Raw genomic sequence first — 24,285 nt, 5'->3', positions numbered from 1 at the left:
GGTGGCCGGCGGGCGTCGGGGCAGCGGATGATCCGCACCGGGGCCCAGGGTCCTTCCCCGGTCCGGACCCAGGACCCTGCTCCTGGTCCGGCACCCTGCGCACCCCCGCCGAACGGCGGTGAAGCACGGCCACCACCCCTGCCACCTCGGCCGATGTGCGACGCTGTCCCCGCAACGGACCGGCGGGCGACCCCGCGGACCGGGCCGCGGACGGACCCGGCGCGGAACCGGAACGAACCGCGCGGCCCGGACGGAACCGCAGCACAGCACGGAACCGCGAACAGCACGGAACGGGGAGGCGGGACATGGCCGGCAGGCCGGACACAGCGGCGGCGGACGGGCCCGGCGGCATACCGTGGGAGCCCCTCGGGGCGGACGACGCCGAGCCGGCCTGGTCCCGCAGCGACCGGCTGGTCACCGCCGGCGCCTGCGCGCTGAACCTGCTCGGCTACGTGTTCGTCACCGACCCCGACGGGCGGCGCGCGGCGAGCGTGACCGGCTTCCTGCTGCTCGCGCTGGCGGCAGTGCCGCTGCTGGCCCGGCGCAGCCACCCGGTGCCGGTGCTCGCCGCCGTCGTCGCGCTCGACGCCGCGGCCACCCTGGCCGTCCCGCTGCCCGCGCACTTCGGCGCCGTCGTGGTGGTCGCGCTGTTCACGGTGGCCCGGGCCTGCCCGGTGCGGGTGACGGTGGTCGCGGCCGTCGCGACCGCGGCACTCACGCTGCTGAGCCAGGCTGCCGGGCCCACCCCGCCGTGGCAACTGGCGGTCTCCGCACCGCTGTCCACCCTGATGGTGGTGGGCACCGCCCTCGCGGTGAACCGCTGGCAGCGGGAGGTGGCGGCCAACCGCAGGCTGCTCGCGGACCGTGCGGTGGCCGACGAACGCCGCCGGATCGCCCGGGAGTTGCACGACATCGTGGCCCACCACATCACCACCATGCAGCTGATGGCCGGCGGCGCCCGGGCCAACCTCGCGGATCCGGAGGTGGTCCGGGATGCCCTGATCACCCTGGAGTCCTCCGGACGGCTCGCGCTGCGCGAGATGCGCCAACTCCTCGACGTGCTGCGGGCCGGCGACGAACCGGACATCGCCCCCGCGCTGCCGCAGCCCGGCGCGGAGGACCTCGACCGCCTGGTGGCCGAATCCCGCCTGGCCGGACTGCCGACCGCGTTCGACGTGTCGGGCCCGCCGCGTCCACTGCCGCCGACCGTCGGCCTGACGGTGTTCCGGATCGTCCAGGAGGCGCTGACCAACGCCCGCAAGTACGCCGGTCCGGCCCGCGCCACCGTCCGGCTGAGCTACCGCGAGGACCGGGTCACCGTCGAGGTGCGGGACGACGGCGGGGGCGCGCCGCCGCCGGACGGCCCGCCGGGCGGGCCGGGCGGCTACGGCCTGATCGGCATGCGCGAGCGCGTCGCCCTGCACGGCGGCACCCTCACCGCCGGCCCGCGGCCCGGTGGCGGCTTCGCCGTGCTGGCGCAGCTGCCGCTGGGCGCGGACGAGGCCGACGAGGCGGCCCTCCAGCAGGCGGGGGCACACCGATGAGCGCCGCCGGGACGGCGCCGGACCGGATCAAGGTGCTGATCGTGGACGACCAGCCGCTGGTGCGGCGCGGACTGTCGCTGATCCTCTCGCCGGACCCCGGCTTCGAGGTGGTGGGCGAGGCCGGGGACGGCGCGCAGGCCGTCGCGCTCGCCGCCCGGCTGCGGCCCGACGTCGTGGTGATGGACATCCGGATGCCCGTGCTCGACGGGGTCGGCGCCACCGAGCAACTCGCCGCCGCGGTGCCCGGCTGCCGGGTGCTGGCCCTGAGCACCTTCGACCTGGACGAGTACGTGGTCGGCGCGCTGCGCGCCGGGGCCTACGGGTTCCTGCCCAAGGACAGTTCGCCCGAGGACCTCGGCGTGGCGATCCGCACCGTCCACGCCGGCGAGGCGGCGGTGGCGCCGCGGCTGCTCACCCGGCTGATCTCCACCTACGTCCGGGCCCCGCGCGGCGCCCGTCCGGCCACCACCGAGGCGGCCGGCCTCACACCGCGCGAGGTCGAGGTGTGGCACCTGATGGCCACCGGACTGGACAACGCCGCGATCGCCCGGGCCCTGGAGCTGAGCCTGTCGACCGTCAAGAACCACATCACCGGACTCTTCGACAAGCTCGCCGTCCGCGACCGGGCCCAAGCGGTCATCGCGGCCTACGAATCGGGCCTGGTCACCCCCGGCACGGCGACCCCGGCCGACCGCCCGTAGGCGGCCGCGCGGGTCGGCGCCGGCACCGCCGCGGCCTTGCGGGCGTGCAGCACGCTGCCCTCCAGCGGCAGCGGCGCGCTGCCGACCAGCACCAGCCCCGCGTCGGCGAGCAGCCGGCCGTAGTGGTCGGCGCGGCGCTCCCGGCCGCCGACGTTGCACCGCATGTGGAGGTCCCAGGCGGTGGCCAGCGAGACCGAGTCGTCGGCGGGCAGCACGCGTTCGACGATCAGCAGGTCCGCCCCGGCGGGCATCGCGCGGGCGCAGTGCCGCAGGATCTCACGGCACCGCTCGTCGTCCCAGTCGTGCAGGATCCGGGAGAGCAGGTAGACGTCCCCGCCCGGGGGAACGGCCGCGAAGTCGCCCGCCCGGTAGGTGCACCGCTCGCCGCAGCCGGCGGCCTCGAGCGACCGGCGGGCCGCCTCGACGACGTGCGGACGCTCGAGCAGGACGCCGTGCAGGCCCGGGTGCGCGGTGAGGAGCCGGCCGAGCAGGGCGCCGTTGCCGCCCGCGACGTCCACGACGGTGGCGGGCTCGGGCCGCCCGGCCGCGGCGGTGATCACCGGGTGGGCGGTGAGCGGCTCGAACATCCGGGCGCCGGCGGCCATCGCCCGGTCGAAGAGGTCCGCGAGTTCGGGATGGCGGGCGAAGTGGTCGAAGTGGTTCTCGCCGAAGAGGTGGTCGAACCCGGCCTCCCCGGTGCGCACCGTGTGCCCGAGCGCGCCGAAGGACCGGTAGAACGGGCCGCCGTACATCAGCGCCAGCGGCCGTACCGACTCCGGGCCGTCCGCCCGCAGCAGCGCGCCGAGCCCGGTGAGCCGGAAGCCGTCCCGGTCGCTCGCCACCACGTCCAGCATCGCGAGGTAACGCAGCAGCGTGGTCAGGCTCTCCGGGTCCGCGCCGACCGAGCGGGCCAGCGCCTCGGCGGAGATGCCCGCCTCGGTGTCCATCGCGTCGGGCACCCGCAACTCGGCGAACACCGCCAGCGCCTGGGTGGTCCACGCCCCGGTCATCAGGCGCAGGAGCGTTTCCGCGGACTCCCGGGACCGGTGCTCCGCCAGGTGGGCGGCGAGGACGTCCCGGTGGTCCCCGGGCGCGTACAGCTCCATCCGCCGGTAGCCGGCCTTCGCCCCGGCGGGCGCGGTGAAGTAGAACACCGTGCCGTCCTCGTGCGGGTTGTACCCGCCGCCGTCGGCCCGCGCGCCGTGCCGGGCGAACAGCGCGCACATCCCGCGCAGGACCAGCGGGTCCGGGGTGGCGACCTCGAAGGCCAGGTGCGCCTCGTGCTCCCGGGCGCGTTCCTGCTCGGCGACCCGGGTGAGCTCCGAGCCCGGTGGCACGGTCAGGGTGAACAGCTCGACCGTCCGGGTCGCGCCGTCGGTGCCGGTCACCGGCGGGCGCAGGATCTGTACGTCCAGCTCGGCGGCGGTGCGCCGGTGCCGGGCGGCCAGCCGGTCCCGGACCACCACGCTGGGGCGCGCGGGCACGTCCGTGGCCAGCCCGCAGCCGGCCAGCAGGGCCCGCAGGTCCTGCGGCGCGCGGGGGAAGACCAGCAGCGCGGCGTGCGAGAAGCGGCAGCGGTCCACCACCGCCCGCAGCTCCACGGCGTCCAGGCCGGGCAGCAGCAGCGGCAGCAGGGTGGTGGCGTCCTGCTCCCGGACGAAGTCGACGCTGTCGCGTAAGCGGGCGGCGTCGTCCGGGATCACGGGGGCGGCCGTGGTGGTCGTCGCGGTCATCGCGGTCTCCTCGGGGTCGGGGATGCTTCGGAAGGCTCGGGGGCTGCGGGGGCTTCGGGCGCTGGGGGAGAGCCGGCTTCAGACGCCGACGTAGTGGTCGGCGAACCAGTCCTGGCAGCTGCGGGAGGTGCGCAGCGAGGCGAGGCGGGAGCGGCGCAGCCGGTCGTGGAACGGCGGGGAGCCGTCCGTGCCGGGGTCGCTGTGCAGCAGCCGGACCATCCAGCGCGAGAACTCCTGCGCGCGCCAGATGTGCTCCAGGCAGCGCGCCGAGTACTGCTCCAGGCCCTCGGGCGTGCCGTGCCGGAGGTCGTCGATCAGGGCCAGCGCCAGGAGTTCGGCCTCCAGGACGGCCAGGTTCGCCCCCTTGGCCGCGGACGGGCTGATCAGGCTGGCGGCGTCACCGGCGAGGAACAGCGCGCCGTGTCGCAGGGGTTCGAGGACGTCGGACTCCAGGTGGACGACGGCGCGGTCGAGCACCGGCCCGCGGCGCAGCGGCCCGTACCGGTCGGCGCGCATCCGCAGCGCCAGCTCGTCCCAGATCCGGTCGTCCGGCCAGTCCTCGGCCGAACTGCCGCGCTCGCACTGCAGGTAGTAACGGGTGACCTCCGGGGTGCGCGCCATGTGCCCGGCGAAGCCCCGCTCGTGCACCGCGTACCCCACGGCGTCCAGGCTCGGCGGCGCCTCGGCGAGCAGGCCGAGCCAGGAGACCCCGTGGTCGAGCCGGTGCCGGCGGACGGCGCCCGGCGGCAGGGAGCGCCGCGCGGCGCCGTGTCGGCCGTCGCACCCGGCGACGTACCGGCCATGCCACCGGCCGGGGCGACCGTCGCCGTCGCGTACGGTGACGACGGGTCGGGTGCCGGCGGCCCCCTGCACGGCCATCGCCTCGGCGCCGAACAGGATCTGGCCGCCGGCGTTCAGATACTGCGTCAGCAGGTCGCCCACCAGCAGGTGTTGCGGGTACACGGTGTGCGGCTCGCCCCGTCCCAGGCTGCTGTAGTCGAGCCGGAAGCGGCCGTCCTCGGTGCGGAACTCGCAGGTCGTATGGGTCCGGCCGTCCCGGAGGAGGCCCTCGGCGAGGCCGTGCCGCTCCAGGGTCCGCACGGTGTTGGCGGCGAGGAACCCGGCCCGCTGCCGGGCGCCGAGCTGCGCCCGGGTGGCGCGCTCCAGCACCACGCACCCCACCCCGCCCGCCAGGAGCAGGTTCCCGAGCACCAGCCCGGCCGGTCCGGCCCCGAGGATCACCACCTCGGTGGTGCCGCCCGCCGTTCGTTCGATCTGGCTGTCCGTCACAAGAAGTGGATCATAAGCAGTGCCCGGACGGCACAAGATCACCGATTCACCCGTATGCGTACCTCACGCGCGACGCCGGGCGGCCGATCCGTCCCGGCCCGATCGGCAGGGGCGGTTCCGCGTACCGCGCGCCTCCGGCCGGTCCCGCCGGGATCGTACGAGCACGATGCTCCACCGCCGCCCGGACCGCCCCGCCGCCCCCGGACCCGCACCCGTCCGGCGGCGGACCCCGAAGAGTGACGGCGCGGACGGTGGTTGACGCACCAGGGCCCGGAACGCGGCGCCACGGCCGCTCCGGGGGCCGGGCGAGCGGCCGCGGTCCGGTCGCGCTCGCCCGCCCCCGTCAGAAGTTCAGGTACCGCTCCAGGCGTACGGGCTCGGCGCCGCCCTTCAGATGGACGTCGGCCGTCAGGTTGAACGTCCCCCAGGCCGCCGTGGCCAGCTCGAAGCCGGTCGAGCGATCGGTCACGGTGCGGTCCGGATCCCGGAAGGTCGGGTGCAGGTGGTAGACCACCTTGGCGACCCGGTCGAGGTCGGAGTCCTGGTCGCCCTCGAGGGCGATCCGCAGCCGGAAGTACCGGTAGCCCTTCCGGTCGACCGCGCTGTCGCGGCGCGCGGTGTGCACCAGATGGAACCGGGGACCGCCGCCGGCCGGCTCCCCGACCAGCTCGGCCAGCGGCGGCGGCCCCTCCAGGACGGGCTGCGCGCCGGGCTGAGGCTCGGCCCCGGTCGGTATCGGCGGCGACGACGGCCCGAGCCTGATCCCCGAGGCCCCCGCCTCGAACGGGTCGCCCCGCTCGACCCGGCTGTTGATGGCCTCGACCAGCCGTCTCAGCCCGGCCCGGAAGGTGAACGCGAGCGTCACCACGACGATCGGCCAGATCACGGTCTGCAGCAGCACTACCCAGTCGTTCACGTGTGTCCCCCCAGACGTCGCCCGGAACGGATCCGGACGCCAACGCACTGTCCCACAAGCTTGGTTCGGACCTCAACGGCCCGGTGAGGCCGAGGAGAAGTCGCCACCGCGGCTCCGGTTCCCGCGCCTCCGAGGGCGGCCCCGCGGGCGGTCGCGCCGGGTCCGGCGACCGATCCGGGGGGCCCGGGCGGGCGGGGCGCAGTGCTCCCCCGTGGGGGTGGGGCGGGCGTAGGGTGGTGGTCCGGGCGGCGAAGGCAGGGGAAGGCCCATGGTGCGGGTGGGAACCGGTGTGCGGGAGCGGTCGGGTGGGCCGGTGGCCGGGCTGCGGGCGCGGTTGCTGGCCGAGGTCAACGCGACCGTGCACGGGCACGATCTGCACCTGGAGCGCTACGACCGGCCGGCCGGGGACCCGGGCCTGTTCGGGCCGGGCAGCGTGGTGTGGCGGGTGCACGAGCACCCGGCGGGGATGCTGGTCGGCGGGTTCGCGGCGCTGCTGCTGCAGTCCCTGCACCCGCTGGCGATGGCCGCCGTCGACGCCCACTCCGACTTCCGGGAGGATCCGACCGGGCGGCTCAACCGCACGGCCCGTTTCGTCACCACCACCACGCTCGGCTCGACGGCCGCCGCCGAGCGGGCGATCGCGAGCGTCCGGAAGATCCACCTGCGGATCCGCGGCACCGCCCCGGACGGCCGCCCCTACCGGGCCGACGACCCGGAGCTGCTCACCTGGGTGCACACCGCCGAGGTCCGCTGCTTCCTGGCCGGCCACCAGGCCTTCGCCGCCACCCCGTTGACGCCCGCCGAGTGCGACAGCTACTTCGCCGAGGCCGCGCTGGTGGCCGAGCGGCTCGGCGCCGTCGGCATCCCGCGCTCGCGCGCCGAGGTGGTCGCCTACCTGGCCAGGATCAGGCCGGAGTTGGGGGTCACACCGCCCGCACTGGAGGTGCTCGACCTGCTCCGCAGGTTCGGCCGCAGCCCGCGCGAACGGGTGGTGGTCCGGTTGCTGACCAACGCCTCGATCGGGCTGCTGCCGGACTGGGCCAGGGCCGAACTCGGCATCCACCGACCCCGGTCGGTGCGGGCCGCCTGGGACCGGCCGCTGGCCCGGACGGCCGGCCGCCTGCTGGTCTGGATCTGCGGCCCGTCACCGATCCGGGCGGCCGCCCACGCCCGGGTGGCCGCGCCGCCCCTGTAACGGACCGTCCCGGCCGCCCGCCCCGCTCAGGGCGAGGACCGTGCGACGGGCGCCGCGCCGCCGGTGAGCGCGGCGAGCAGGGTCAGGCCGTCGGCGGACGGGGTGCCGGGCTCGGCCTGGTAGACCACGAGCTGGCGGCCCGGCGCGCTGTTGACGGTGAACGTCTCGTAGTTCAGGTCGAGTTCACCGATCCGGGGGTGCTGGAACCGCTTGCCGGCGCGCGATTTGCCGTGCACCTCGTGCCGGGCCCAGAGCGCCCGGAACTCCGCGCTGCGGATGGACAGTTCGCCGACCAGCTCGGCCAGCCGCGGGCTCCCGGCGTGCCGCCCTGCGGCATCGCGCAGGGCCGCGACGGCCGCGCGGGCGGCCTGGTCCCGGTCCCGGTGGAAGGTGGCCGCGGCCGGGTCCAGGAAGACCATCCGCACCAGGTTGTCGACCCGCTCGAACCCCTCGTAGAGGGCGGCGGCCAGCGGATTGAGCGCGAGCACGTCCAGCGCGTGGCCGAGGATCAGCGCGGGCGCGCCGGGCATGGCGTCCAGCAGCTGCCGCAGCGCGGGGGTGACCTGCTCGCCGCGCGGGCGGCGGGGGCGCGACCCGTCGGGCCCGGCGATCCGGAGCAGGTGCGCGGCCGCCTCCTCGTCCAGCTCCAGGGCCCGGCCGAGAGCGTCCAGGATCTGCCGGGACGGGTTGCGCTCGCGCCCCTGCTCCAGGCGGGTGTAGTAGTCGGTGCTCACCCCGGCCAGCACGGCGACCTCCTCGCGGCGCAGACCGGGCACCCGGCGGTACCCGGTGCCCGCGAACGCCCCCGGCTGCGGGCGTACCTGCTCGCGGCGGGCGCGCAGGTACTCGCCGATCGGGTTGTCGCGGTGCGGGGTGCGGCCGGTGTCCATGCCGTCGAGGCTAGTCGGCCGCCGGGCCGGGGCGAAGCCCGGTGCCAGGGTGCGCCGCACCCCCGGTCCGCCGCACCCGGGGTGCGCCCCGCCCCGGTACGGCCCGGTCTGGAGGCGGGCCCGGCGCCGCAGCAGGCTGGCTGCCGTGAACAACGGACAGCCACACCCCTACGTCGGCCTCTGGGTCACCGCCGACGGCCACATCCGCCAGGAGCTGCGCGCCGACGGCCGCTACGACGAGGCCCGCGGCAGCCGGCGCAGCGCCTACACCGGCAGCTACACCGTCACCGGCACCCATCTCGACTACCTGGACGACACCGGCTTCACCGCCACCGGCGACGTCCGCGACGGCGTGCTGCACCACGAGCACCTGGTGCTGTACCGCGAGGACGACCCGCGCGGCGAAGCGGCCTGACCGCCGATCAGCACCCCAACCCGAGCCCGAGCCCGAACCCGAACCACGACCGACCTGCGAACGGACCTGACCGTGCACCCCATCCAGCACCCGACCGACACCCCGCGCGAAGCGCTGCTCGACCTGCTGCGCCGCACCGCGGCCGACCCCGACCGGCGGATCCTGTTCACCGGCGCGACCGTCCTCACCATGGACCCGGCGCTCGGCACCCTCGACCGCGGTGACCTGCTGGTGCGGGGCAGCACCATCGCCGCGGTCGGCCACGACCTGCGGGCCGCGGGCGCCGCCGACGGCGCGATCGTCGTCGACGCCACCGGGACGATCCTGACCCCCGGCTTCGTGGACACCCACCGCCACGCCTGGCAGGGCCAGTTGCGCCGGATCATGCCCGACGTGGACGACCTCGGCGGGTACGTCGCCGCCACCCTGGCCGGCTACGCACCCGCCTACCGGCCCGAGGACATGTACGTCGGCACCCGGCTGGCGGCGCTGGCGGCCGTCGACGCGGGCATCACCACGATGCTGGACTTCTCGCACAACGCCCGCAGCGCCGCGCACTCCGACGCCGCCGTCCGCGCCCTGGTGGACACCGGCATCCGGGGCGTGCACGCGGCGATGGGGCCGCACTTCGGCGCCTGGGACCGGCAGTGGCCGGCCGACCTGGACCGGCTGCGCGACGAGTGCCGGAGCGAGCTGATCACCTTCCGGCTGGCCGCCCTCGCGACGGCCGAGATCGCCGGACCGGCCTTCGCCTACGGACCCGAACTGGCGCGCCGGGCCGCGGAGTCGGGGGTCGCGGTGAGCGTCGACGCGGTGTTCGGGACGGCCTCCTCGGCGGCCGTGCTGGACTGGGAGCGGCTGGGGCTGCTGGGCCCGGACCTGACCCTGATCCACGCCACCGGCCTGACCCCCGAGGCCTGGCGCGCCATCGGGGCCAGCGGCACCACGGTCGCGCTGGCGCCGACCTCCGAGGCCCAGATCGGGCTGGAGAACGCCGTCCCGGCGGTGGACGAGGCGCTCGCGGTCGGGGTCCGCCCCGGGCTGAGCATCGACGTCGAGGTCGCGCTGGCCGGCGACATGTTCACCCAGATGCGGGCGCTGCACGCGATCCAGCGGATGCGGGCGGTCAACGGCGCGTACGGCTCCGGGCGCGAGCCGGTCCGGATCGGCACCGCCGACGTGCTGGACCTCGCCACCCGGCAGGGCGCCCGTACGAATGGGCTGGGCACGGTGACCGGCTCGCTCACCCCCGGGCTCCAGGCCGACCTGCTGATGATCACCGCGGAGGAGGTGAACAACCTGCCGCTCAACGACGCGGTGGGCACCGTCGTGCTCGGCGCCGACGCCCGCAACGTCGACACCGTGCTGATCGCCGGTCAGGTCCGCAAGTGGGCCGGCCGGGTCCTCGACCTCGACCTGCCCGCCCTCCGCGCTCGTGCGGCCGCCTCCCGCGAGCACGTGCTGCGCACGGCCGGCCGGGACGGGCGCGGTCAGACGCAGGAGGGGCAGAGTCCGCGGTAGGTGACCTGGGCCTCGGCGACGGTGAAGCCGAACCGCTCGCCGGTTGGGAGGTCGGCCAGCGGGTCGCCGGTGGGGCGGACGTCGCGGATGGTGCCGCAGCCGGAGCAGACCAGGTGCTGGTGCGGGCGGTGGGCGTTGGGGTCGTAGCGCTTGGCCCGTCCGTCGGTGGAGACCTCGGTGACCTCACCGAGCGAGACCAGCTCGCCGAGGGTGTTGTAGACGGTGGCCCGGGAGATCTCCGGCAGCCGCGCGGCCGCGCGGGCGTGCACCTCGTCGGCGGTGAGGTGAACGTGGTCGCCGTTCAGCACCTCCGCCACCACGCGGCGCTGGGCGGTCATCCGCCAGCCGCGTCCGCGCAGTCGCTCCAGCAGGTCGCTCATGTGGGTTCACCTGTTCAGGTTCATGGGGATGTCCGAAGAGTGGCGTCGAGTGTCCCGAATCCGATCGGATATGAGTCTGGTGTTCTTCTTGACTTGGATCCAGTCCATCGTAGGATCGGTTCCGGTGATAGCCAAGGGATGAGAAGCCCCCGATCCGGCAGGAGACAGCGACGTGACGGCCACCGCGGAGACGCAGCGCGGTGCCGGCCTCGGGACGACCGGCGCCCGCGTCGACCTGCTCCGGACCGTCTCGGGAGGCGACCGCTCCGGCTCCGGCGCGATCGACCGCGGAGCGTCCGGCCGTGTGGCCCGGATCTCCTCTACAGTCGTCCGTGAGGCGCCCGCCGACCGCCGAGGAGTCCGGATCCACCGGGCCGACTCCGCTCCCCGGGGCCCGCACCTCGACCGCTCCTTCACCCCCCAGCTCCTTAGCATCGTGATCCGCCAGGTCCGGAAGGATTCCCATGTCTGAGAACCATGACGCAATCGTCGTAGACGCGAAGACGGAGGGTGGAGGTGGCTGCCCGGTCGCGCACGGGCGCGCCTCGCACCCGACCCAGGGCGGTGGAAACCGCCAGTGGTGGCCGGAACGGCTGAACCTGAAGATCCTGGCGAAGAACCCCGCCGTGGCGAACCCGCTCGGCGAGGGGTTCGACTACGCCGAGGCCTTCCGCGGCCTCGACCTGCCGGCCGTGAAGCGCGACATCGCCGAGGTGCTGACCACCTCGCAGGACTGGTGGCCCGCGGACTTCGGCCACTACGGCCCGTTCATGATCCGGATGGCCTGGCACAGCGCCGGCACCTACCGGATCAGCGACGGCCGCGGCGGCGCCGGCGCCGGCCAGCAGCGGTTCGCCCCGCTCAACAGCTGGCCGGACAACGGCAACCTGGACAAGGCCCGCCGCCTGCTGTGGCCGGTGAAGAAGAAGTACGGCCGCACCCTCTCCTGGGCCGACCTGATGATCCTGGCCGGCAACGTCGCGCTGGAGTCGATGGGCTTCGAGACCTTCGGCTTCGGCGGCGGCCGCGCGGACGTCTGGGAGCCCGACGAGGACGTGTACTGGGGCCCCGAGACCACCTGGCTCGGCGACGAGCGCTACACCGGTGACCGCCAGCTGGAGGAGCCGCTCGGCGCCGTCCAGATGGGCCTCATCTACGTCAACCCCGAGGGCCCGAACGGCAACCCGGACCCGATCGCCGCGGCCCGCGACATCCGCGAGACCTTCCGCCGGATGGCGATGAACGACGAGGAGACCGTCGCCCTGATCGCGGGCGGCCACACCTTCGGCAAGACCCACGGCGCCGGCCCGGCCGACAGCGTCGGCGCCGACCCCGAGGCCGCCCCGATCGAGCAGCAGGGCTTCGGCTGGAAGAGCAGCTTCGGCACCGGCAAGGGCGGCGACGCGATCACCAGCGGCCTCGAGGGCATCTGGACCAACACCCCCATCACCTGGGACAACAGCTTCTTCGAGATCCTCTTCGGGTACGAGTGGGAGCTGTTCCAGAGCCCGGCCGGCGCCAACCAGTGGCGGCCGAAGGACGGCGCCGGGGCCGGTACCGTGCCCGACGCCCACGACGCGGGCCGGACCCACGCCCCGACCATGCTCACCACCGACCTGTCGCTGCGCTTCGACCCGGCGTACGAGCAGATCTCGCGCCGCTTCCTGGAGCACCCCGACCAGTTCGCGGACGCCTTCGCCCGCGCCTGGTACAAGCTCACCCACCGCGACATGGGCCCGGTCGTGCGCTACCTCGGCCCCGAGGTCCCCGCCGAGACGCTGCTCTGGCAGGACCCGCTGCCCGAGGCGACCGGCGCGCCGGTGGACGCCGCCGGGATCGCCGACCTCAAGAGCCGGATCCTCGCCTCCGGCCTGTCCGTCTCCGACCTGGTCTCCACCGCGTGGGCGTCCGCCTCGTCCTTCCGCGGCAGCGACAAGCGCGGCGGCGCCAACGGCGCGCGGATCCGCCTGCAGCCGCAGAGCGGCTGGGAGGCCAACGAGCCCGACCGGCTGGCCACCGTGCTGCGCACCCTCGAGGGTGTCCAGGAGGCGTTCAACGCCGCCCAGGGCGGCGGGCAGCGGGTCTCGCTGGCCGATGTGATCGTGCTCGCCGGTGGCGTCGCGGTCGAGAAGGCCGCCCAGGACGCGGGCTTCGCGGTCGAGGTCCCGTTCGCCCCGGGCCGGGTGGACGCCGCGCAGGAGCAGACCGACGTGGAGTCCTTCGCCGCGCTGGAGCCGGCCGCGGACGGTTTCCGCAACTACCTCGGCAAGAGCAGCCGGCTGCCGGCCGAGTACCTGCTGATCGACCGGGCCAACCTGCTGAACCTGAGCGCCCCCGAGCTGACCGTCCTCGTCGGCGGCCTGCGGGTGCTGGGTGCCAACCACCAGCAGTCCGCGCTCGGCGTGCTCACCGCCGCGCCCGGCACCCTGACCAACGACTTCTTCGTCAACCTGCTCGACCTGGGCACCACCTGGGGCTCGGTCGCGGGCGATTCCAACACCTTCGAGGGTCGCGACGCGGCCACCGGTGAGGTCCGCTGGACCGGCACCCGGGCCGACCTGGTCTTCGGCTCGAACTCGGAGCTGCGGGCGCTCGCCGAGGTGTACGCGAGCGACGACGCCAAGGAGAAGTTCGTCCGTGACTTCGTCGCGGCCTGGGTGAAGGTGATGAACCTGGACCGGTTCGACCTGGTCTGATCCCGAGCGAACGGCGACGCCCGGTCCGGCCCCGAGGGGGTGGGCCCGGGCGTCGCCGTTTTCCGGTCCGGGGACCGGAGCGGAAAGCCCCGGCCGGAGCGTGCCGGCCCCTTGGCAGTGCCGGGCCGCACCCCTACACTCGGGCGGAACGTGAGCACACCTCACGTTCACTTTCCCGGGAGGCGGCCATCGGCGCAACCGCACCGCAGCCGGCCGTCGGCGCGACCGCCCCGCGACCGGCCGCCCTGGCCGAGCCGACCACGCCGGTCACCGCCGGCTGGACGGCCTCGCTGAGCCTCGCCTCGCTCGCCGTGTTCATGGGCTTCTTCACGCCGATCCAGATCCTGCTGCCGCTCCAGCTGGAGGCGCTCGACCCCGGCCGCAAGGCCGAACTGCTCGCCTGGGTCACCGCCGCGGGCGCCGGGGTCGCGCTGCTGGTCAACCCGCTGGCCGGGGCGCTCTCCGACCGGACCACCTCGCGCTGGGGGCGCCGCCGGCCATGGATCCTCGGCGGCGCGCTGCTCGGCGCCGCCGGGCTGCTGCTCACCGCCACCCGGCACGGACTGCCCGGCATCACCGCCGGGTGGTGCCTCGCCCAGACCGGGCTGAACGCCATGCTCGCCGGGGTCACCGCGCCCGTCGCGGACCAGGTGCCGGTCCGCCAGCGGGCGCTGGTCTCCGGCTGGACCGGGATCAGCCAGTCGCTCGGGCTGGTGGTCGGCGCCGTCCTGGTCACCGTACTGGCCGGTGGCGTGCTTCCCGGCTACGCGCTCACCGCCGCCCTCACCGTCCTGCTCGCCCTGCCGTTCCTGCTCGGCCACCCCGAGCCGGTCCTGCCGCCCGGCGCCCTCGCCCGCCCGCACCGCCGGACCCTGCTCACCGGCTACTGGGTCAGCCCGCGCCGGTACCCGGACTTCGGCTGGGCCTGGGCCACCCGCTTCCTGATCAACCTGGGCAACGCGCTCGGCACCCTCTACCTGCTGTTTTACCTCACCGACGCCGTCCACCTCGCCGCGCCCGACCAGGGCGTGCTGGTGCTGACCGCGGTCTACACGGTGGCCGCGCTGCTCACCGCGATCCCCGCCGGGATCGTCTCCGACCGGACCGGACGGCGGCGCGCCCCGGTCGTCCTCTCCTGCCTGGTGATGGCGGCCGCCGCGGTGCTGCTGGCGCTCTGCCACACCTGGGCGGCCACCGTGCTGGCGGCGGCGGTGCTCGGCGCCGGTTTCGGCATCTACCTCGCCGTGGACCAGGCCCTGGTCACCCAGGTCCTGCCGGCCGCCGCCGACCGGGCCAAGGACCTCGGTGTGATCAACATCGCCAACTCCGGCCCGCAGGTGCTCGCCCCGGCGGTCGCCGCCCCCGTGGTGGCCCACCTCGGCGGCTACACCGGCCTCTACCTCGCCACCGCCCTGGTCACCCTGCTGGCGGGGGCCCTGGTGCACCGCATCCGGGGCGTCGCCTGATCCGGTACCGGCGGTGCACCGGCAGCGCGCCGGGCCGCGCCGGGCACCCCGTTCGAGGGATCCGGCGGGCGCGGGCGGATGGGGCCGGGCGGCGCCGGGTAGTTCCGGGGCGCCGCCGAGGCCGGCGGAGCCGACGGAAGGAAGCCCATGAGCGAGACCGCGACGATCCAGGACCCGGTGGAGAACGCCCCGGCGGGGGAGGACTTCTACCGCCCGCCCGTCCCGCTGCCCGAGGGCGAACCCGGCGACGTGATCCACGTGCGGCGGCTGGACAACATCACGGCGGAGCTGACCTCGGGGGAGAACTGGCTGGTCCTGTACCGCTCGCAGGACGTGCGCGGGGCGGCGGTGGCCACCTCCGGCATCATCGCGCTGCCCGACCGGGAGCGGCACCCCGTGCCCCCCGGCGGGTACCCGCTGATCAGCTGGGCCCACGGCACGGTGGGCATCGCCAACCTCGCGGCGCCGTCCCGGGACTGGGGCGACACCGGCGCCTCGGCCATGAACGTCCGCCCCAACGGCCTGCTCAACTCCTTCCTGGAGCGAGGCTGGGCGGTTGCCATGACGGACTACGAGGCCCTCGGCACCGGGACGCAGGAGCACCTGCACCCGTACCTGCACGGACACTCGCAGGCCAACGGGGTGCTGGACATCGTGCTCACCGCGCGGCGGCTGTTCGCCGGCGCGATCGGGGAGAGCTTCGCCGTCGTCGGGCACTCGCAGGGCGGGCAGGCCGCGCTGTTCGCCGCCCACCACGCGCACGGCCGGATCGACGGCCTGGTCGGGGTGGCCGCGATCGCCCCGGCCAACCACCCGCTCGGGCTGGTCCGGGCCGGCGCCGTGGTCCCGGCCACGGGCGACGGGTTCGCGTTCACCCCGCTCTTCCTGGCCGGCGCGATCGGCGGTGACCCGTCGATCGACCCCGCCCAGGTGCTGTCCGACCTGGCGTACCGGTACTGGCCGCAGGCCCGGCACCGCTCCCGCGCCGCGCTCAGCCGGGAGGACTCCTGGGGCGGCATCGACGGCACCGACCAGTTCCGCGGCGCTTACCCGCTGCTGCCCAACGCGCACCAGCAGCGCTTCGACCAGCAGCTCGCGCGGATGAACCCCGACCTGGAGATCAGGGTGCCGGTGCGGATCTCCCAGGCCGCCGACGACGAGCGCGTGCGTGCGGCGCCGGCCCCGCTGCTGGGCACCGACGACCTGGTGCAGGAGCTCGACGCCCGCAACGAGCCGCACGGCATCCAGGTCGAGTACGAGCGCTACGACGAGGGCAAGGTGCCCTCGGACGGGCCCCTCGGCGTCCACTTCGCCACCATCGACCACGACGCCGAGGCGCTGGCCGACTGGGTCCACGCCCGCTTCACCGCCGCCTGACCGGGCGGGCGGCGGCGCACCGCCGCGGGTGGGGCCGGCTGCGGCCCCGCCCGCGGCACGGGGGATCAGTGGTCGGTGCCGAAGTAGCGTGCCATCTGGTCGTGGTAGGCCTTCTTCAGCTCGGCCTTGGAGAGGTCGAGCCACAGGGTGCGCGCGCTCTCGTCCACCCGGAGCACCGCCGAGACCGGCACGCTGATCTCCTTGCCGAAGACCCACACGCCGGTGTCCACCACGATGTGCCGCTCGTCCACGTACACCGAGTGCCGGTCGACCTTGCCGACGTGGCCGTCGGTCGCCTCGACCCGGTAGCCCAGGACGTCGGGCTGCTGTTGCTGCGCCGCCTCCGGCGTCATCTCCGCCTCCTCGCTCAAGGGTCGTCACTCACTCCAGGGTTGCGACTCACTCAAGGGCCGCCGCCGCGTCCGTCAGCGTACGCGGCGGCCCGGCCAGCTGGGCCGGCACCAGGTCGTCGATGTGCTCGACCTCGGCGACCGGCGTGGTGCTGCACTGCATGACGGCGGCGCCGTCCGGCTCGCCGGGGCCGTGGCTGACCACCAGGTAGCTGCCCGCCTGCACGTGCTGGGCGTAGGCCGGGACGTGGCGCTCCGCGAGGAAGTGGGCGAGCAGCGCGTCGAGCCCGCCGCCCTCGGCGGCCGCGTCCTGCGCCGCCGCGACCGCGCCGGCCGCCAGCGGCCCGAGCACCAGCAGCGGCCCGACCCCGGGCACCAGCAGCAGCGCGGCGCCGCTCAGCACGCCGAACAGCCCGCCGCTCCAGCCACCGGTGCCGTCCTCGGCGGTGACGAAGCCGTGGACCTCGGTCTGGCTGCGCAACTCCTGGCCGATGACCGACACCCGCTGGGCCGGCACGCCCTGTTCCAGCAGGATCCGGACGGCCTCCTCGGCGTCGCGCATCGATCCGTACACTCCGACCACACCGTCGACCTCGACCACGAAGCACTCCTCGTTCTGTCGCCCGGATCCGGGCGCTCGGCTTGCGGATGCGCTTCTGCCCGCGCTCGGGCGGCCCAAGCAGGTGCGGGCGGGTGAATCGTCGAGGCGTCAGGTTGACGGTCTCAGGGCCGCGGCGGTCGGGTCAGCTCGGCGGCCAGGGTGGGGGAGGGCCGGGGGATCTCGCCGAAGTCGGCGTCCGGGTGCTCCATCGGCAGCCCGTTGATGGCCGCCTCCAGGCGGGGCGGCAGCACCAGCCGACGCCCGCCGTGGCACTGTCGGATCAGATCGTGCCGGACCTCCTCCGGGAGCAGCGACTCCGGTGCGCCTCCCGCGCCGGGCCCGCGCAGCCGCTCCGACAACAGGCGCCCCTGCGCCCGCCAGTGGTCGGCGTCCCGGTACTCGGCGCGCCGGCGGTGGGCCAGGAACAGGCAGAACGCGGCGTTGCCGCTGCCGCCGCCGGCCGCGAACTGCCACCAGAAGCAGGCCGCGTCGCGGTGGCCGGCCAGGTGCAGCAGCGCGCCGAACACCAGTGCGCCGGCCGGGTCGACGTCCTCGCCGCCGGCCAGCCGGGCGAGCCCGGCGGCGGCCTCCGGGGCGGCGACGATCAGCGTGACGGCCAGGTCGAGATCGTGCGCGGCCCGGTCCGCCCCCGCCGGGAAGGCGGGCCCCCGGGCGGCATCCGAGCGGCTGCCGTCAGGTCGGCTCCCGTCGGGTCGGCCGCCGTCGGGTCGGCCGCCGTCGGGTCGCTGGCCGTCCGGCCGGCTGTTGGTCGCACGGGTGCCGCCGGCGCGGGGCCCGCCCGGCCCCGGGCGGGCCCGCACCGAGGCGGCGATCCGCCGGCGGGCCGCCGCGCCGTCGTAGTCCTCGTACTCGTCGGCGAGGACCTCGGCCTCCTGCAACACCCGGTCGATGGAGGGACGTTCGGGGGAGCCGGGCACGCTCAGCCCTCCCGCTCGACGGCGCCGGCGAGGTTCAGGTGCCGGGCCAGCCGCCGCTTGGCGTGCCGCACGTGGGAGCGGACGGTGGCCTCCTCGATGCCCAGGTACTGCGCCACCTCGCGGTCCGAGCGACCCAGGACGTAGCGCACCACCACCACGTCGTACTGGCGGTCCGGCAGCTCGGCGATGGCCGCGTAGAGCCCCAACTCGCTCTCGATCACCGCGAACTCGTCCCGCAGCTCGTGCACCAGCAGCTTGCGCACCGCCGCCTGGAACGCGGCGGTGCCGACCATCGCCGGCTCCCGGCCGTGCTGTTCCAGCCAGCCGTGCACGTGCTCCTTGAGGACCGTCCAGGCGTACCCGGGCACCGACTCCTGCTCCAGCACGTGGTCCCAGTTGCGCAGCAGGTCGGCGCAGGCCTCCTCGACCACCGAGCGCGCGGCGTCCCGCTGCCCGACGTGGGTGTGCGCGTACCGCAGCCAGAGTTTGTGGTGGTACTCGTGGAAGGCGTCGAACGTCACCGGCGTGCGGCGGGCCCGCGGGCGGGGTCGCACCGGCGGCCGCAGCGCGGCGGCCCGGCCGGCGGCGGTGACGGCGCCCGCAGCGGTGGGCAGTTCGGTGGGCGGTTGTCCCATCAGGCTTTCCTGTCGGGGCTGTTGGGGAGGTGCGAACATCGGGGTGGCGACTCGGGTGGTCCTTCACCACTCAGCCAAGCGGATGAACGGCGGCTGTGTGCAGCGCCCTCGGAAGATTTTCCGCTCCGAGCAATAGTATGACCACGAGCCGCCGCGCTTCGACGGTGACGGACCGTCAGGCGGCCGCGAGGGGGCGCACGATGGCTGAGCTGTACGACGGTGTCGACCTGGAACTCGACCGGGCCCACTCGGCCCGGATGTACGACTACTACCTGGGCGGGACCACCAACTTCCCGGCCGACCGGGAGGCCGCCGGCCGGGCGGTCGAGATCTTCCCCTCGGTCCGCGCCGCCGCGCAGATCAACCGCCGGTTCATGCACCGCTCCACCCGGCTGCTGGCCCGCTCGGGCATGACCCAGTTCCTGGACATCGGGACGGGCATCCCGACCTCGCCCAACCTGCACGAGGTGGTCCAGGCCGAGCGCCCCGAGGCGCGGGTGGTCTACACCGACAACGACCCGATCGTGCTGGCGCACGCCCGCGCCCTGCTGCAGAGCCACCCGGCCGGCCGCACCGCCTACCTCCAGGCGGACGTCACCGACCCGGCTGCGCTGCTGGCCGCCCCCGAGCTGCTGCGCACCCTGGACCTGACCCGGCCGGTGGCGCTCAGCCTGAACGCGCTGCTGCACTTCGTGCCGGACGACCGGGGCGCGCACGCCGTCGTGGAGCGGCTCAAGGCCGCCCTGCCCAGCGGCAGCACGCTGGCCGTCACGCACGCCACCCCCGACTTCGACCCGGAGGCGATCGCCCGGCTCGCCAGCACCTACCGGGCGGCCGGCACCGCGGGCCAGGCCAGGACCAGGGCAGAGATCGCCCGCTTCTTCGACGGCTGGGAGCTGCTGGAACCGGGCATCACCCCCACCCAGCGCTGGTGCCCGGACGCCGAGGAGCTGGCCGCGGAGGCGACCGACCGGCAGGCCTCCTGCTACGCGGGCGTGGCCCGCAAGCCCTGACCAGCGCTGCCGCGGGGGCCGGGCGGCTCAGCGCGAGGCGGACCCGGAACCCACCAGCGGCAGCTGGAGCCCGCCGTCGGTCGGCGAGCGCAGCGCCAGCGCCCCGGCCACCTCGGGCGGGAGCTCGGCCAGCCCCAGCAGGCCGGCGCTGAGCCGGGCCGCCGCCCGGTGCCAGTCGCCGGCCCGGCGCAGCAGCGCGTGGCCGCTGCCCGCCACGCGGTACCCCGCCACCTGGGCGCCGGCCGCCCGCGCCCGGGCGGCGAACACCAGGGTGTCGGCGGGGGCGGTGACCCGGTCGCGGTCGCCGTGCAGCATCAGCAGGCGGCGCCCGGCGAGGTGGTCGCAGGGCTCGTTCTCCGGGCACCAGGGGGCCAGTGCGACCACGCCGGTGACCGACGGGTGGCCGGCGGCCCGCAGCGCGGCCCGGCCGCCCATCGAGTGCCCGATCAGCACGGTCGGCACCGGGCCGAGCTCCTCGGCCAGGTCGGACAGCGCCGCCAGGGTGTCCCGCGCGGCGTCGGCCCGGTCGCCGTTCCAGCCGCGGCAGCGGTAGCGCACCACGCCGACCGCGACCCCGGCGCCGGCGGTGGCCCGCTCCACGGCGCAGCCGAAGCCGCGCATCCGCAGGCCCGGCAGGTTGACCGGTCCGGGCGCCCGCAGGCCCGTCACCTGCCCGCCGTGCAGCACCAGCACGGCGGCGATCGGCGACTCCGGCCGTACCCGCCACGCCAGCGCCCGGTGGTCGCCGGCCCTCGGTACCGAGGCCTGTCTGTCCACGTGCTCACTCCCGTCACTCCGGGCTGTCACTGTACGCGGCGCCGTACGCGAACCGTAAGGAATCCCGGCCGGTTCCGGGCCGGGCGGCTCCTAGGGTGGACGGCGGGCGCCGGTGCGGGCCCGACCACCCCGTGCCCGCACCTGCCCGCGCGGCGGCGGCGGCCGTGTCCGGGGCAGGATCTGGAGGGAAGCGCACCCATGATCGACCCGGTATCCGGCAGCCCCGCCGACCAGCCCGCTGACCAGCCCGCCAACCGCCCCGTACGGGCCGAACTCGGCGTGATCGGCGGCTCCGGCCTGTACGCGCTGCTGGACGACGTCACCGAGGTCACCGTCGCGACCCCGTACGGACCGCCCAGCGACTCGCTGTTCGTCGGCGCGGTGGGCGGCCGCACGATCGCCTTCCTGCCGCGCCACGGCCGCGACCACCGGCTGCCGCCGCACCGGATCAACTACCGGGCCAACCTCTGGGCGCTGCGCTCGCTGGGCGTGCGGCAGGTGCTCGGGCCGTGCGCGGTCGGCGGGCTGCGCCCGGAGTACGGGCCCGGGACGCTGCTGGTGCCGGACCAGTTCGTGGACCGCACGGCCGGCCGGGCGCAGACCTACTTCGACGGCATGCCGTTGCCGGACGGCTCGGTGCCCGAGGTGGTGCACGTGTCGATGGCCGACCCGTACTGCCCGGACGGCCGCCGCGCCGCGCTCGCCGCCGCCGGGGCGGCCGGCTGGGCGGCGGTGGACGGCGGGACCCTGGTGGTGGTCGAGGGTCCGCGGTTCTCCACCCGCGCGGAGTCCCGCTGGTACACCGCCAACGGCTGGTCGGTGATCGGGATGACCGGCCACCCGGAGGCGGTGCTGGCCCGTGAACTCGGCCTCTGCTACACCTCGATGGCGCTGGTGACCGACCTGGACGCCGGCGTGGAGGCCGGCGAGGGCGTGACCCACACCGAGGTGCTGGCGGAGTTCGGCCGCAACGTCGACCGGCTGCGGACCGTCCTGTTCGGGGCGCTGGCCGCGCTGCCCGCCGCCCGGGACTGCCTCTGCTCGCACGCCCTGGACGGTCTGACCACCGGCCTCCCCGCGGCCTGACCGGCCGGCCGCACGGGCCGGCCGGGGAAAGGCCCCGGGTGGCGTCAGTCGACGGTGAGGACCAGCTTGCCCGGCGTGCCGCCCTTCTCACCCACCCGGTGCGCCTCGGCGGCCTGCTCCAGCGGGAAGGTCGGACCCATCAGCGGGCGCAGCTGCCCGGCCTCGACCAGCCGGGCCAGCTCCAGCAGGCCGGTGCGGTCCGGCTCGACCAGCATGAAGCCGGCCCGGATACCGCGTTCGGCGGCCAGCGGGATGACGGCGTCCTCCTCGGGCGAGGGGAGCGAGACCAGCGTCCCGCCGTCCTTGAGGGTGGCCAGGGTGGCGGCCGTGTTGGCGCCGCCGAGGGTGTCGAGGACGAGGTCGACGTCGCGGACGACGGCGTTCACGTCCCCGGTGGTGTGGTCGAACAGCTCGTCGGCGCCGAGCGCGTGCAGTGCGGCGTGGTTGGCGGCCCGGGCGGTCCCGATCACGTGCGCGCCGAGCGACTTGGCGATCTGGACGGCGAGGTGGCCGACCCCGCCGGCGGCGGCGTGGATCAGCACCCGCTGCCCCGGCCGGACGCCGCCGACGTCCACCAGTGCCTGGCGGGCGGTGAGCCCGGCCAGCGGCAGGGCGGCGGCCTCGGCGTGGCCGAGCCCGGCGGGCCGGTGGGCGAAGTGCCGGGCCGGGGCGGCGACGTACTCGGCGTAGGCGCCGGCGGGCGCGGGGAACAGCGGCATGCCGAAGACCTCGTCGCCGGGTGCGAACAGGCGTACGCCCAGGCCGACGGCCTCCACCACGCCGGAGACGTCCCAGCCGAGGACGAACGGGGGCTCGCCCAGGAAGGCCCCGTGCTCGCGGGTCTTCCAGTCGATCGGGTTCACGCCGGCCGCCCGGGTGCGGACCAGGATCTCCCCGACGCCGGGCCCGGGTCGGGCGAGCTCGGCCGGCCGCAGCACCTCCGGGCCGCCGAGGGTCTGCTGGGTGATCGCGCGCATGGTCCTGCTGCTCATCGCGGGTGTTCCTTCCGGGTGGTTCGTTGCCTCCACCAGCCTCGGACAGCGGGGAGCCGGACACCACTGGCCTGATGGCCATGATGTGAAAGAATCGGGCCATGCACCGCATCGTCGTCCTCGCCCTCGACCAGGTCTACCCGTTCGAGCTGGGCATCCCCGCGCGGGTCTTCGGGATGGCCAGGGGCCAGGACGGGGAGCCCGCCTACGAGGTGCTGGCCTGCTCGGTGGACGGCGGCCCGGTGCGGACCAACGGCGGTTTCGGGGTGACCGTCGACCACGGGCCCGAGGTGCTGGCCACCGCGGACACCGTGGTCGTCCCGCCGTTCTCGCCGCCGCACCCCGTCTACCAGGACGGCACCCTGCCGGCGCCGGTCACCGAGGCGCTGGCGATGATCCGGCCGGGGGCCCGGCTGGTCGGCATCTGCACGGCCACCTACGTGCTGGCCGCCGCCGCGCGGCTGGACGGCCGGCCCGCCACCACCCACTGGGCCTTCGCCGAGTCGTTCACCGGCCTCTTCCCCCAGGTCCGGCTGGACCCGAAGGTGCTCTTCGTGGACGACGACGACGTCCTCACCTCGGCCGGCGCGGCGGCCGGGATCGACCTGTGCCTGCACCTGCTCCGCCGCGACCTGGGCAGCGAGGAAGCCAACCGGGTCGCCCGGCACTGCGTGGTGCCCCCGTGGCGCGACGGCGGCCAGGCCCAGTACATCGAGCGGCCCGTCCCGCAGCCGTCCGTCGCGACCACCGGCCCCACCCGCGCCTGGGCGCTGGACCGGCTGGACCGGCAGCTCCCGCTCGCGGAGCTGGCCGCGCACGCCTCGCTGAGCGTGCGCACCTTCACCCGGCGCTTCCGCGAGGAGGTCGGGCTCAGCCCCAGCCAGTGGCTGACCGGGCAGCGCGTCGACCTGGCCCGGTCGCTGCTGGAGAGCACCGACCTGCCGGTGGACGCGATCGCGCACCGCTGCGGCTTCGGCACCGGCACCTCGCTGCGGCTGCACTTCCACACCGCGGTCGGCGTGCCGCCGCTGGCCTACCGGCGCACCTTCCAGGCCCAGGACGCGGTCTGACGGCCGGCGCCGACCTGCCGCGCGGGGCCGCGCGGTAGCCTGGAGGGTCCGGCGACCACCGGTGCAACGGGGTGTTGGTGATGACGAGCGCAGCGCGGGACCTCTCGACCCTGGGGGAGACCATCGAGCCGGTCGTGCAGGCCGTCCCGGAGTCGGTGCTGGCCCGCGCCCGGCTGGTGGTGGCCTCGTTCGCGCACGACGCCGCGGACTGCCGGCAGCTGCTGGAGGCGCTCGGCCTGCTGGAGCCGGTCGACCCCGCGCTGTCGCCGGCCGAGTAGCGCCCGGCTGCGCGACCGCGGGGCCGGATCGCCCGTGCGGCGTACCGTGAAGACATGGGCAAGGACTTCTTCCGGATCGGCGGGGTCTACGAGCACCACCTCGCCGGCCGCCGTTCGGGCGGCGGCGTGTTGTGGGTCCAGTGGGTGGGGATCCCGCCCGCCGGGTTCGAGGGGCCCTCCGAGCAGGACGGCGTCGCGGCCGGGTGGCACCGCGGGATCAGCCCGCACGGTCTGCCGACCCGCGGCTGGTACAGCACCACCGACTTCGAGGGCTGGGTCGAGGTCCCCGCGGACGAGCGGGAGGCCGCGCTGGCCGGCCGGCCGCCGTACGACTACGCCCTGGTCGAGGAGTACCGGCGCAGCCTCGGCCACCCCTCGCCGCCCGCGCCCGAACCCTGCCCCGACTGAGCGTGCTGACCGG

At 75.4% G+C, this 24,285-nt stretch carries 24 protein-coding genes; 13 read left to right on the top strand and 11 right to left on the bottom strand.

From position 1 onward, the window contains the following. Positions 1-305 precede the first annotated feature (305 nt). Positions 306-1,544: a sensor histidine kinase gene (locus ABT014_RS29645; RefSeq protein ID WP_350642304.1), complete on the top strand. Its 1,239-nt coding sequence runs from the start codon at positions 306-308 to the stop codon at positions 1,542-1,544. Next, positions 1,541-2,245 carry a response regulator gene (locus ABT014_RS29640; protein WP_350642303.1) on the top strand — a complete coding sequence of 235 codons (705 nt, stop codon included), beginning with the start codon at positions 1,541-1,543 and terminating at the stop codon, positions 2,243-2,245. The genes ABT014_RS29645 and ABT014_RS29640 overlap by 4 nt, the downstream gene beginning before the upstream one ends. On the opposite strand, the gene ABT014_RS29635 is transcribed toward ABT014_RS29640, so the two are convergent. From ABT014_RS29635 to ABT014_RS29625, 3 genes are all read right to left on the bottom strand, one after another. Next, positions 2,191-3,978, bottom strand: coding sequence for a methyltransferase (locus ABT014_RS29635; RefSeq protein WP_350642302.1), 1,788 nt, complete (start codon positions 3,976-3,978; stop codon positions 2,191-2,193). The genes ABT014_RS29640 and ABT014_RS29635 overlap by 55 nt on opposite strands. A gap of 78 nt (positions 3,979-4,056) precedes the next feature. Continuing rightward, complete coding sequence (locus ABT014_RS29630; RefSeq protein WP_350642324.1) at positions 4,057-5,223, bottom strand: 4-hydroxybenzoate 3-monooxygenase; 1,167 nt, start codon at positions 5,221-5,223, stop codon at positions 4,057-4,059. A 388-nt stretch (positions 5,224-5,611) separates the two neighbouring features. Then, positions 5,612-6,184: a pYEATS domain-containing protein gene (locus ABT014_RS29625; RefSeq protein ID WP_350642301.1), complete on the bottom strand. Its 573-nt coding sequence runs from the start codon at positions 6,182-6,184 to the stop codon at positions 5,612-5,614. A gap of 268 nt (positions 6,185-6,452) precedes the next feature. Here ABT014_RS29625 and ABT014_RS29620 point away from each other — a divergent pair, with 268 nt between their 5' ends. Then, the gene (locus ABT014_RS29620) at positions 6,453-7,379 is read left to right on the top strand and encodes an oxygenase MpaB family protein (RefSeq protein ID WP_350642300.1); all 927 of its coding nucleotides are present in this window, start codon (positions 6,453-6,455) and stop codon (positions 7,377-7,379) included. A gap of 26 nt (positions 7,380-7,405) precedes the next feature. Here ABT014_RS29620 and ABT014_RS29615 read toward each other — a convergent pair whose 3' ends face one another. Further along, positions 7,406-8,269: a helix-turn-helix transcriptional regulator gene (locus tag ABT014_RS29615; protein WP_350642299.1), complete on the bottom strand. Its 864-nt coding sequence runs from the start codon at positions 8,267-8,269 to the stop codon at positions 7,406-7,408. Between the two features lie 145 nt (positions 8,270-8,414). On the opposite strand from ABT014_RS29615, the gene ABT014_RS29610 reads away from it, so the two are divergent. After that, entirely contained in the window at positions 8,415-8,684 is a 270-nt protein-coding gene (locus ABT014_RS29610; RefSeq protein ID WP_350642298.1) for an Atu4866 domain-containing protein, read from the top strand. A gap of 72 nt (positions 8,685-8,756) precedes the next feature. Then, a complete protein-coding gene (locus ABT014_RS29605) occupies positions 8,757-10,205 on the top strand; it encodes an amidohydrolase family protein (RefSeq protein ID WP_350642297.1) in 1,449 nt (482 codons plus the stop codon). Here ABT014_RS29605 and ABT014_RS29600 read toward each other — a convergent pair. After that, positions 10,175-10,585 (bottom strand): Fur family transcriptional regulator, encoded by a 411-nt coding sequence (locus ABT014_RS29600; RefSeq protein ID WP_350642296.1) that lies wholly within the window; start codon positions 10,583-10,585, stop codon positions 10,175-10,177. The two genes, ABT014_RS29605 and ABT014_RS29600, sit on opposite strands and share 31 nt — an antisense overlap. 464 nt (positions 10,586-11,049) lie before the next feature. Here ABT014_RS29600 and katG point away from each other — a divergent pair, with 464 nt between their 5' ends. The 3 genes from katG (at position 11,050) to ABT014_RS29585 (ending at position 16,124) form a co-directional block, all read left to right on the top strand. Then, positions 11,050-13,281 (top strand): catalase/peroxidase HPI, encoded by a 2,232-nt coding sequence (gene katG, locus ABT014_RS29595; RefSeq protein ID WP_350642295.1) that lies wholly within the window; start codon positions 11,050-11,052, stop codon positions 13,279-13,281. Positions 13,282-13,598: 317 nt separating this feature from the next. After that, entirely contained in the window at positions 13,599-14,747 is a 1,149-nt protein-coding gene (locus ABT014_RS29590; RefSeq protein WP_502895125.1) for an MFS transporter, read from the top strand. Between the two features lie 147 nt (positions 14,748-14,894). Continuing rightward, complete coding sequence (locus tag ABT014_RS29585; RefSeq protein WP_350642294.1) at positions 14,895-16,124, top strand: lipase; 1,230 nt, start codon at positions 14,895-14,897, stop codon at positions 16,122-16,124. A gap of 65 nt (positions 16,125-16,189) precedes the next feature. On the opposite strand, the gene ABT014_RS29580 is transcribed toward ABT014_RS29585, so the two are convergent. The 4 genes from ABT014_RS29580 to ABT014_RS29565 all read right to left on the bottom strand — a co-directional run bounded on the left by ABT014_RS29580 (position 16,190) and on the right by ABT014_RS29565 (position 18,648). Continuing rightward, positions 16,190-16,477 (bottom strand): PRC-barrel domain containing protein, encoded by a 288-nt coding sequence (locus ABT014_RS29580; RefSeq protein WP_350642293.1) that lies wholly within the window; start codon positions 16,475-16,477, stop codon positions 16,190-16,192. Between the two features lie 46 nt (positions 16,478-16,523). Next, positions 16,524-17,075, bottom strand: a complete 552-nt coding sequence (locus ABT014_RS29575; RefSeq protein ID WP_350642292.1) for a general stress protein — start codon at positions 17,073-17,075, stop codon at positions 16,524-16,526. 122 nt (positions 17,076-17,197) lie between these two features. Then, entirely contained in the window at positions 17,198-18,013 is an 816-nt protein-coding gene (locus ABT014_RS29570; protein ID WP_350642291.1) for a glycoprotein, read from the bottom strand. A 2-nt stretch (positions 18,014-18,015) separates the two neighbouring features. Next, on the bottom strand, positions 18,016-18,648 hold the full coding sequence (locus ABT014_RS29565) for an RNA polymerase sigma factor (RefSeq protein ID WP_350642290.1): 633 nt from the start codon (positions 18,646-18,648) through the stop codon (positions 18,016-18,018). 200 nt (positions 18,649-18,848) lie between these two features. Between ABT014_RS29565 and ABT014_RS29560 the strand changes: the two genes are divergently transcribed. Then, positions 18,849-19,661: an SAM-dependent methyltransferase gene (locus tag ABT014_RS29560; RefSeq protein ID WP_350642289.1), complete on the top strand. Its 813-nt coding sequence runs from the start codon at positions 18,849-18,851 to the stop codon at positions 19,659-19,661. A gap of 27 nt (positions 19,662-19,688) precedes the next feature. On the opposite strand, the gene ABT014_RS29555 is transcribed toward ABT014_RS29560, so the two are convergent. Then, positions 19,689-20,438 (bottom strand): dienelactone hydrolase family protein, encoded by a 750-nt coding sequence (locus ABT014_RS29555; protein WP_350642288.1) that lies wholly within the window; start codon positions 20,436-20,438, stop codon positions 19,689-19,691. A gap of 198 nt (positions 20,439-20,636) precedes the next feature. Here ABT014_RS29555 and ABT014_RS29550 point away from each other — a divergent pair, with 198 nt between their 5' ends. Continuing rightward, on the top strand, positions 20,637-21,524 hold the full coding sequence (locus ABT014_RS29550; protein ID WP_350642287.1) for an S-methyl-5'-thioadenosine phosphorylase: 888 nt from the start codon (positions 20,637-20,639) through the stop codon (positions 21,522-21,524). A 44-nt stretch (positions 21,525-21,568) separates the two neighbouring features. Here ABT014_RS29550 and ABT014_RS29545 read toward each other — a convergent pair whose 3' ends face one another. Beyond that, the gene (locus ABT014_RS29545) at positions 21,569-22,516 is read right to left on the bottom strand and encodes an NADP-dependent oxidoreductase (RefSeq protein ID WP_350642286.1); all 948 of its coding nucleotides are present in this window, start codon (positions 22,514-22,516) and stop codon (positions 21,569-21,571) included. A 101-nt stretch (positions 22,517-22,617) separates the two neighbouring features. On the opposite strand from ABT014_RS29545, the gene ABT014_RS29540 reads away from it, so the two are divergent. The 3 genes from ABT014_RS29540 to ABT014_RS29530 all read left to right on the top strand — a co-directional run bounded on the left by ABT014_RS29540 (position 22,618) and on the right by ABT014_RS29530 (position 24,272). Further along, positions 22,618-23,586, top strand: coding sequence for a GlxA family transcriptional regulator (locus ABT014_RS29540; RefSeq protein ID WP_350642285.1), 969 nt, complete (start codon positions 22,618-22,620; stop codon positions 23,584-23,586). 80 nt (positions 23,587-23,666) lie between these two features. Then, entirely contained in the window at positions 23,667-23,864 is a 198-nt protein-coding gene (locus tag ABT014_RS29535) for a hypothetical protein (protein WP_350642284.1), read from the top strand. A 54-nt stretch (positions 23,865-23,918) separates the two neighbouring features. Further along, complete coding sequence (locus ABT014_RS29530) at positions 23,919-24,272, top strand: hypothetical protein (RefSeq protein WP_350642283.1); 354 nt, start codon at positions 23,919-23,921, stop codon at positions 24,270-24,272. Positions 24,273-24,285: the final 13 nt, after the last annotated feature.

Source organism: Kitasatospora sp. NPDC094015, assembly GCF_040304075.1.
In the GTDB taxonomy this organism is placed as follows: Bacteria; Actinomycetota; Actinomycetes; order Streptomycetales; family Streptomycetaceae; genus Kitasatospora.
This window is presented reverse-complemented; position numbering and strand designations above follow the sequence as displayed.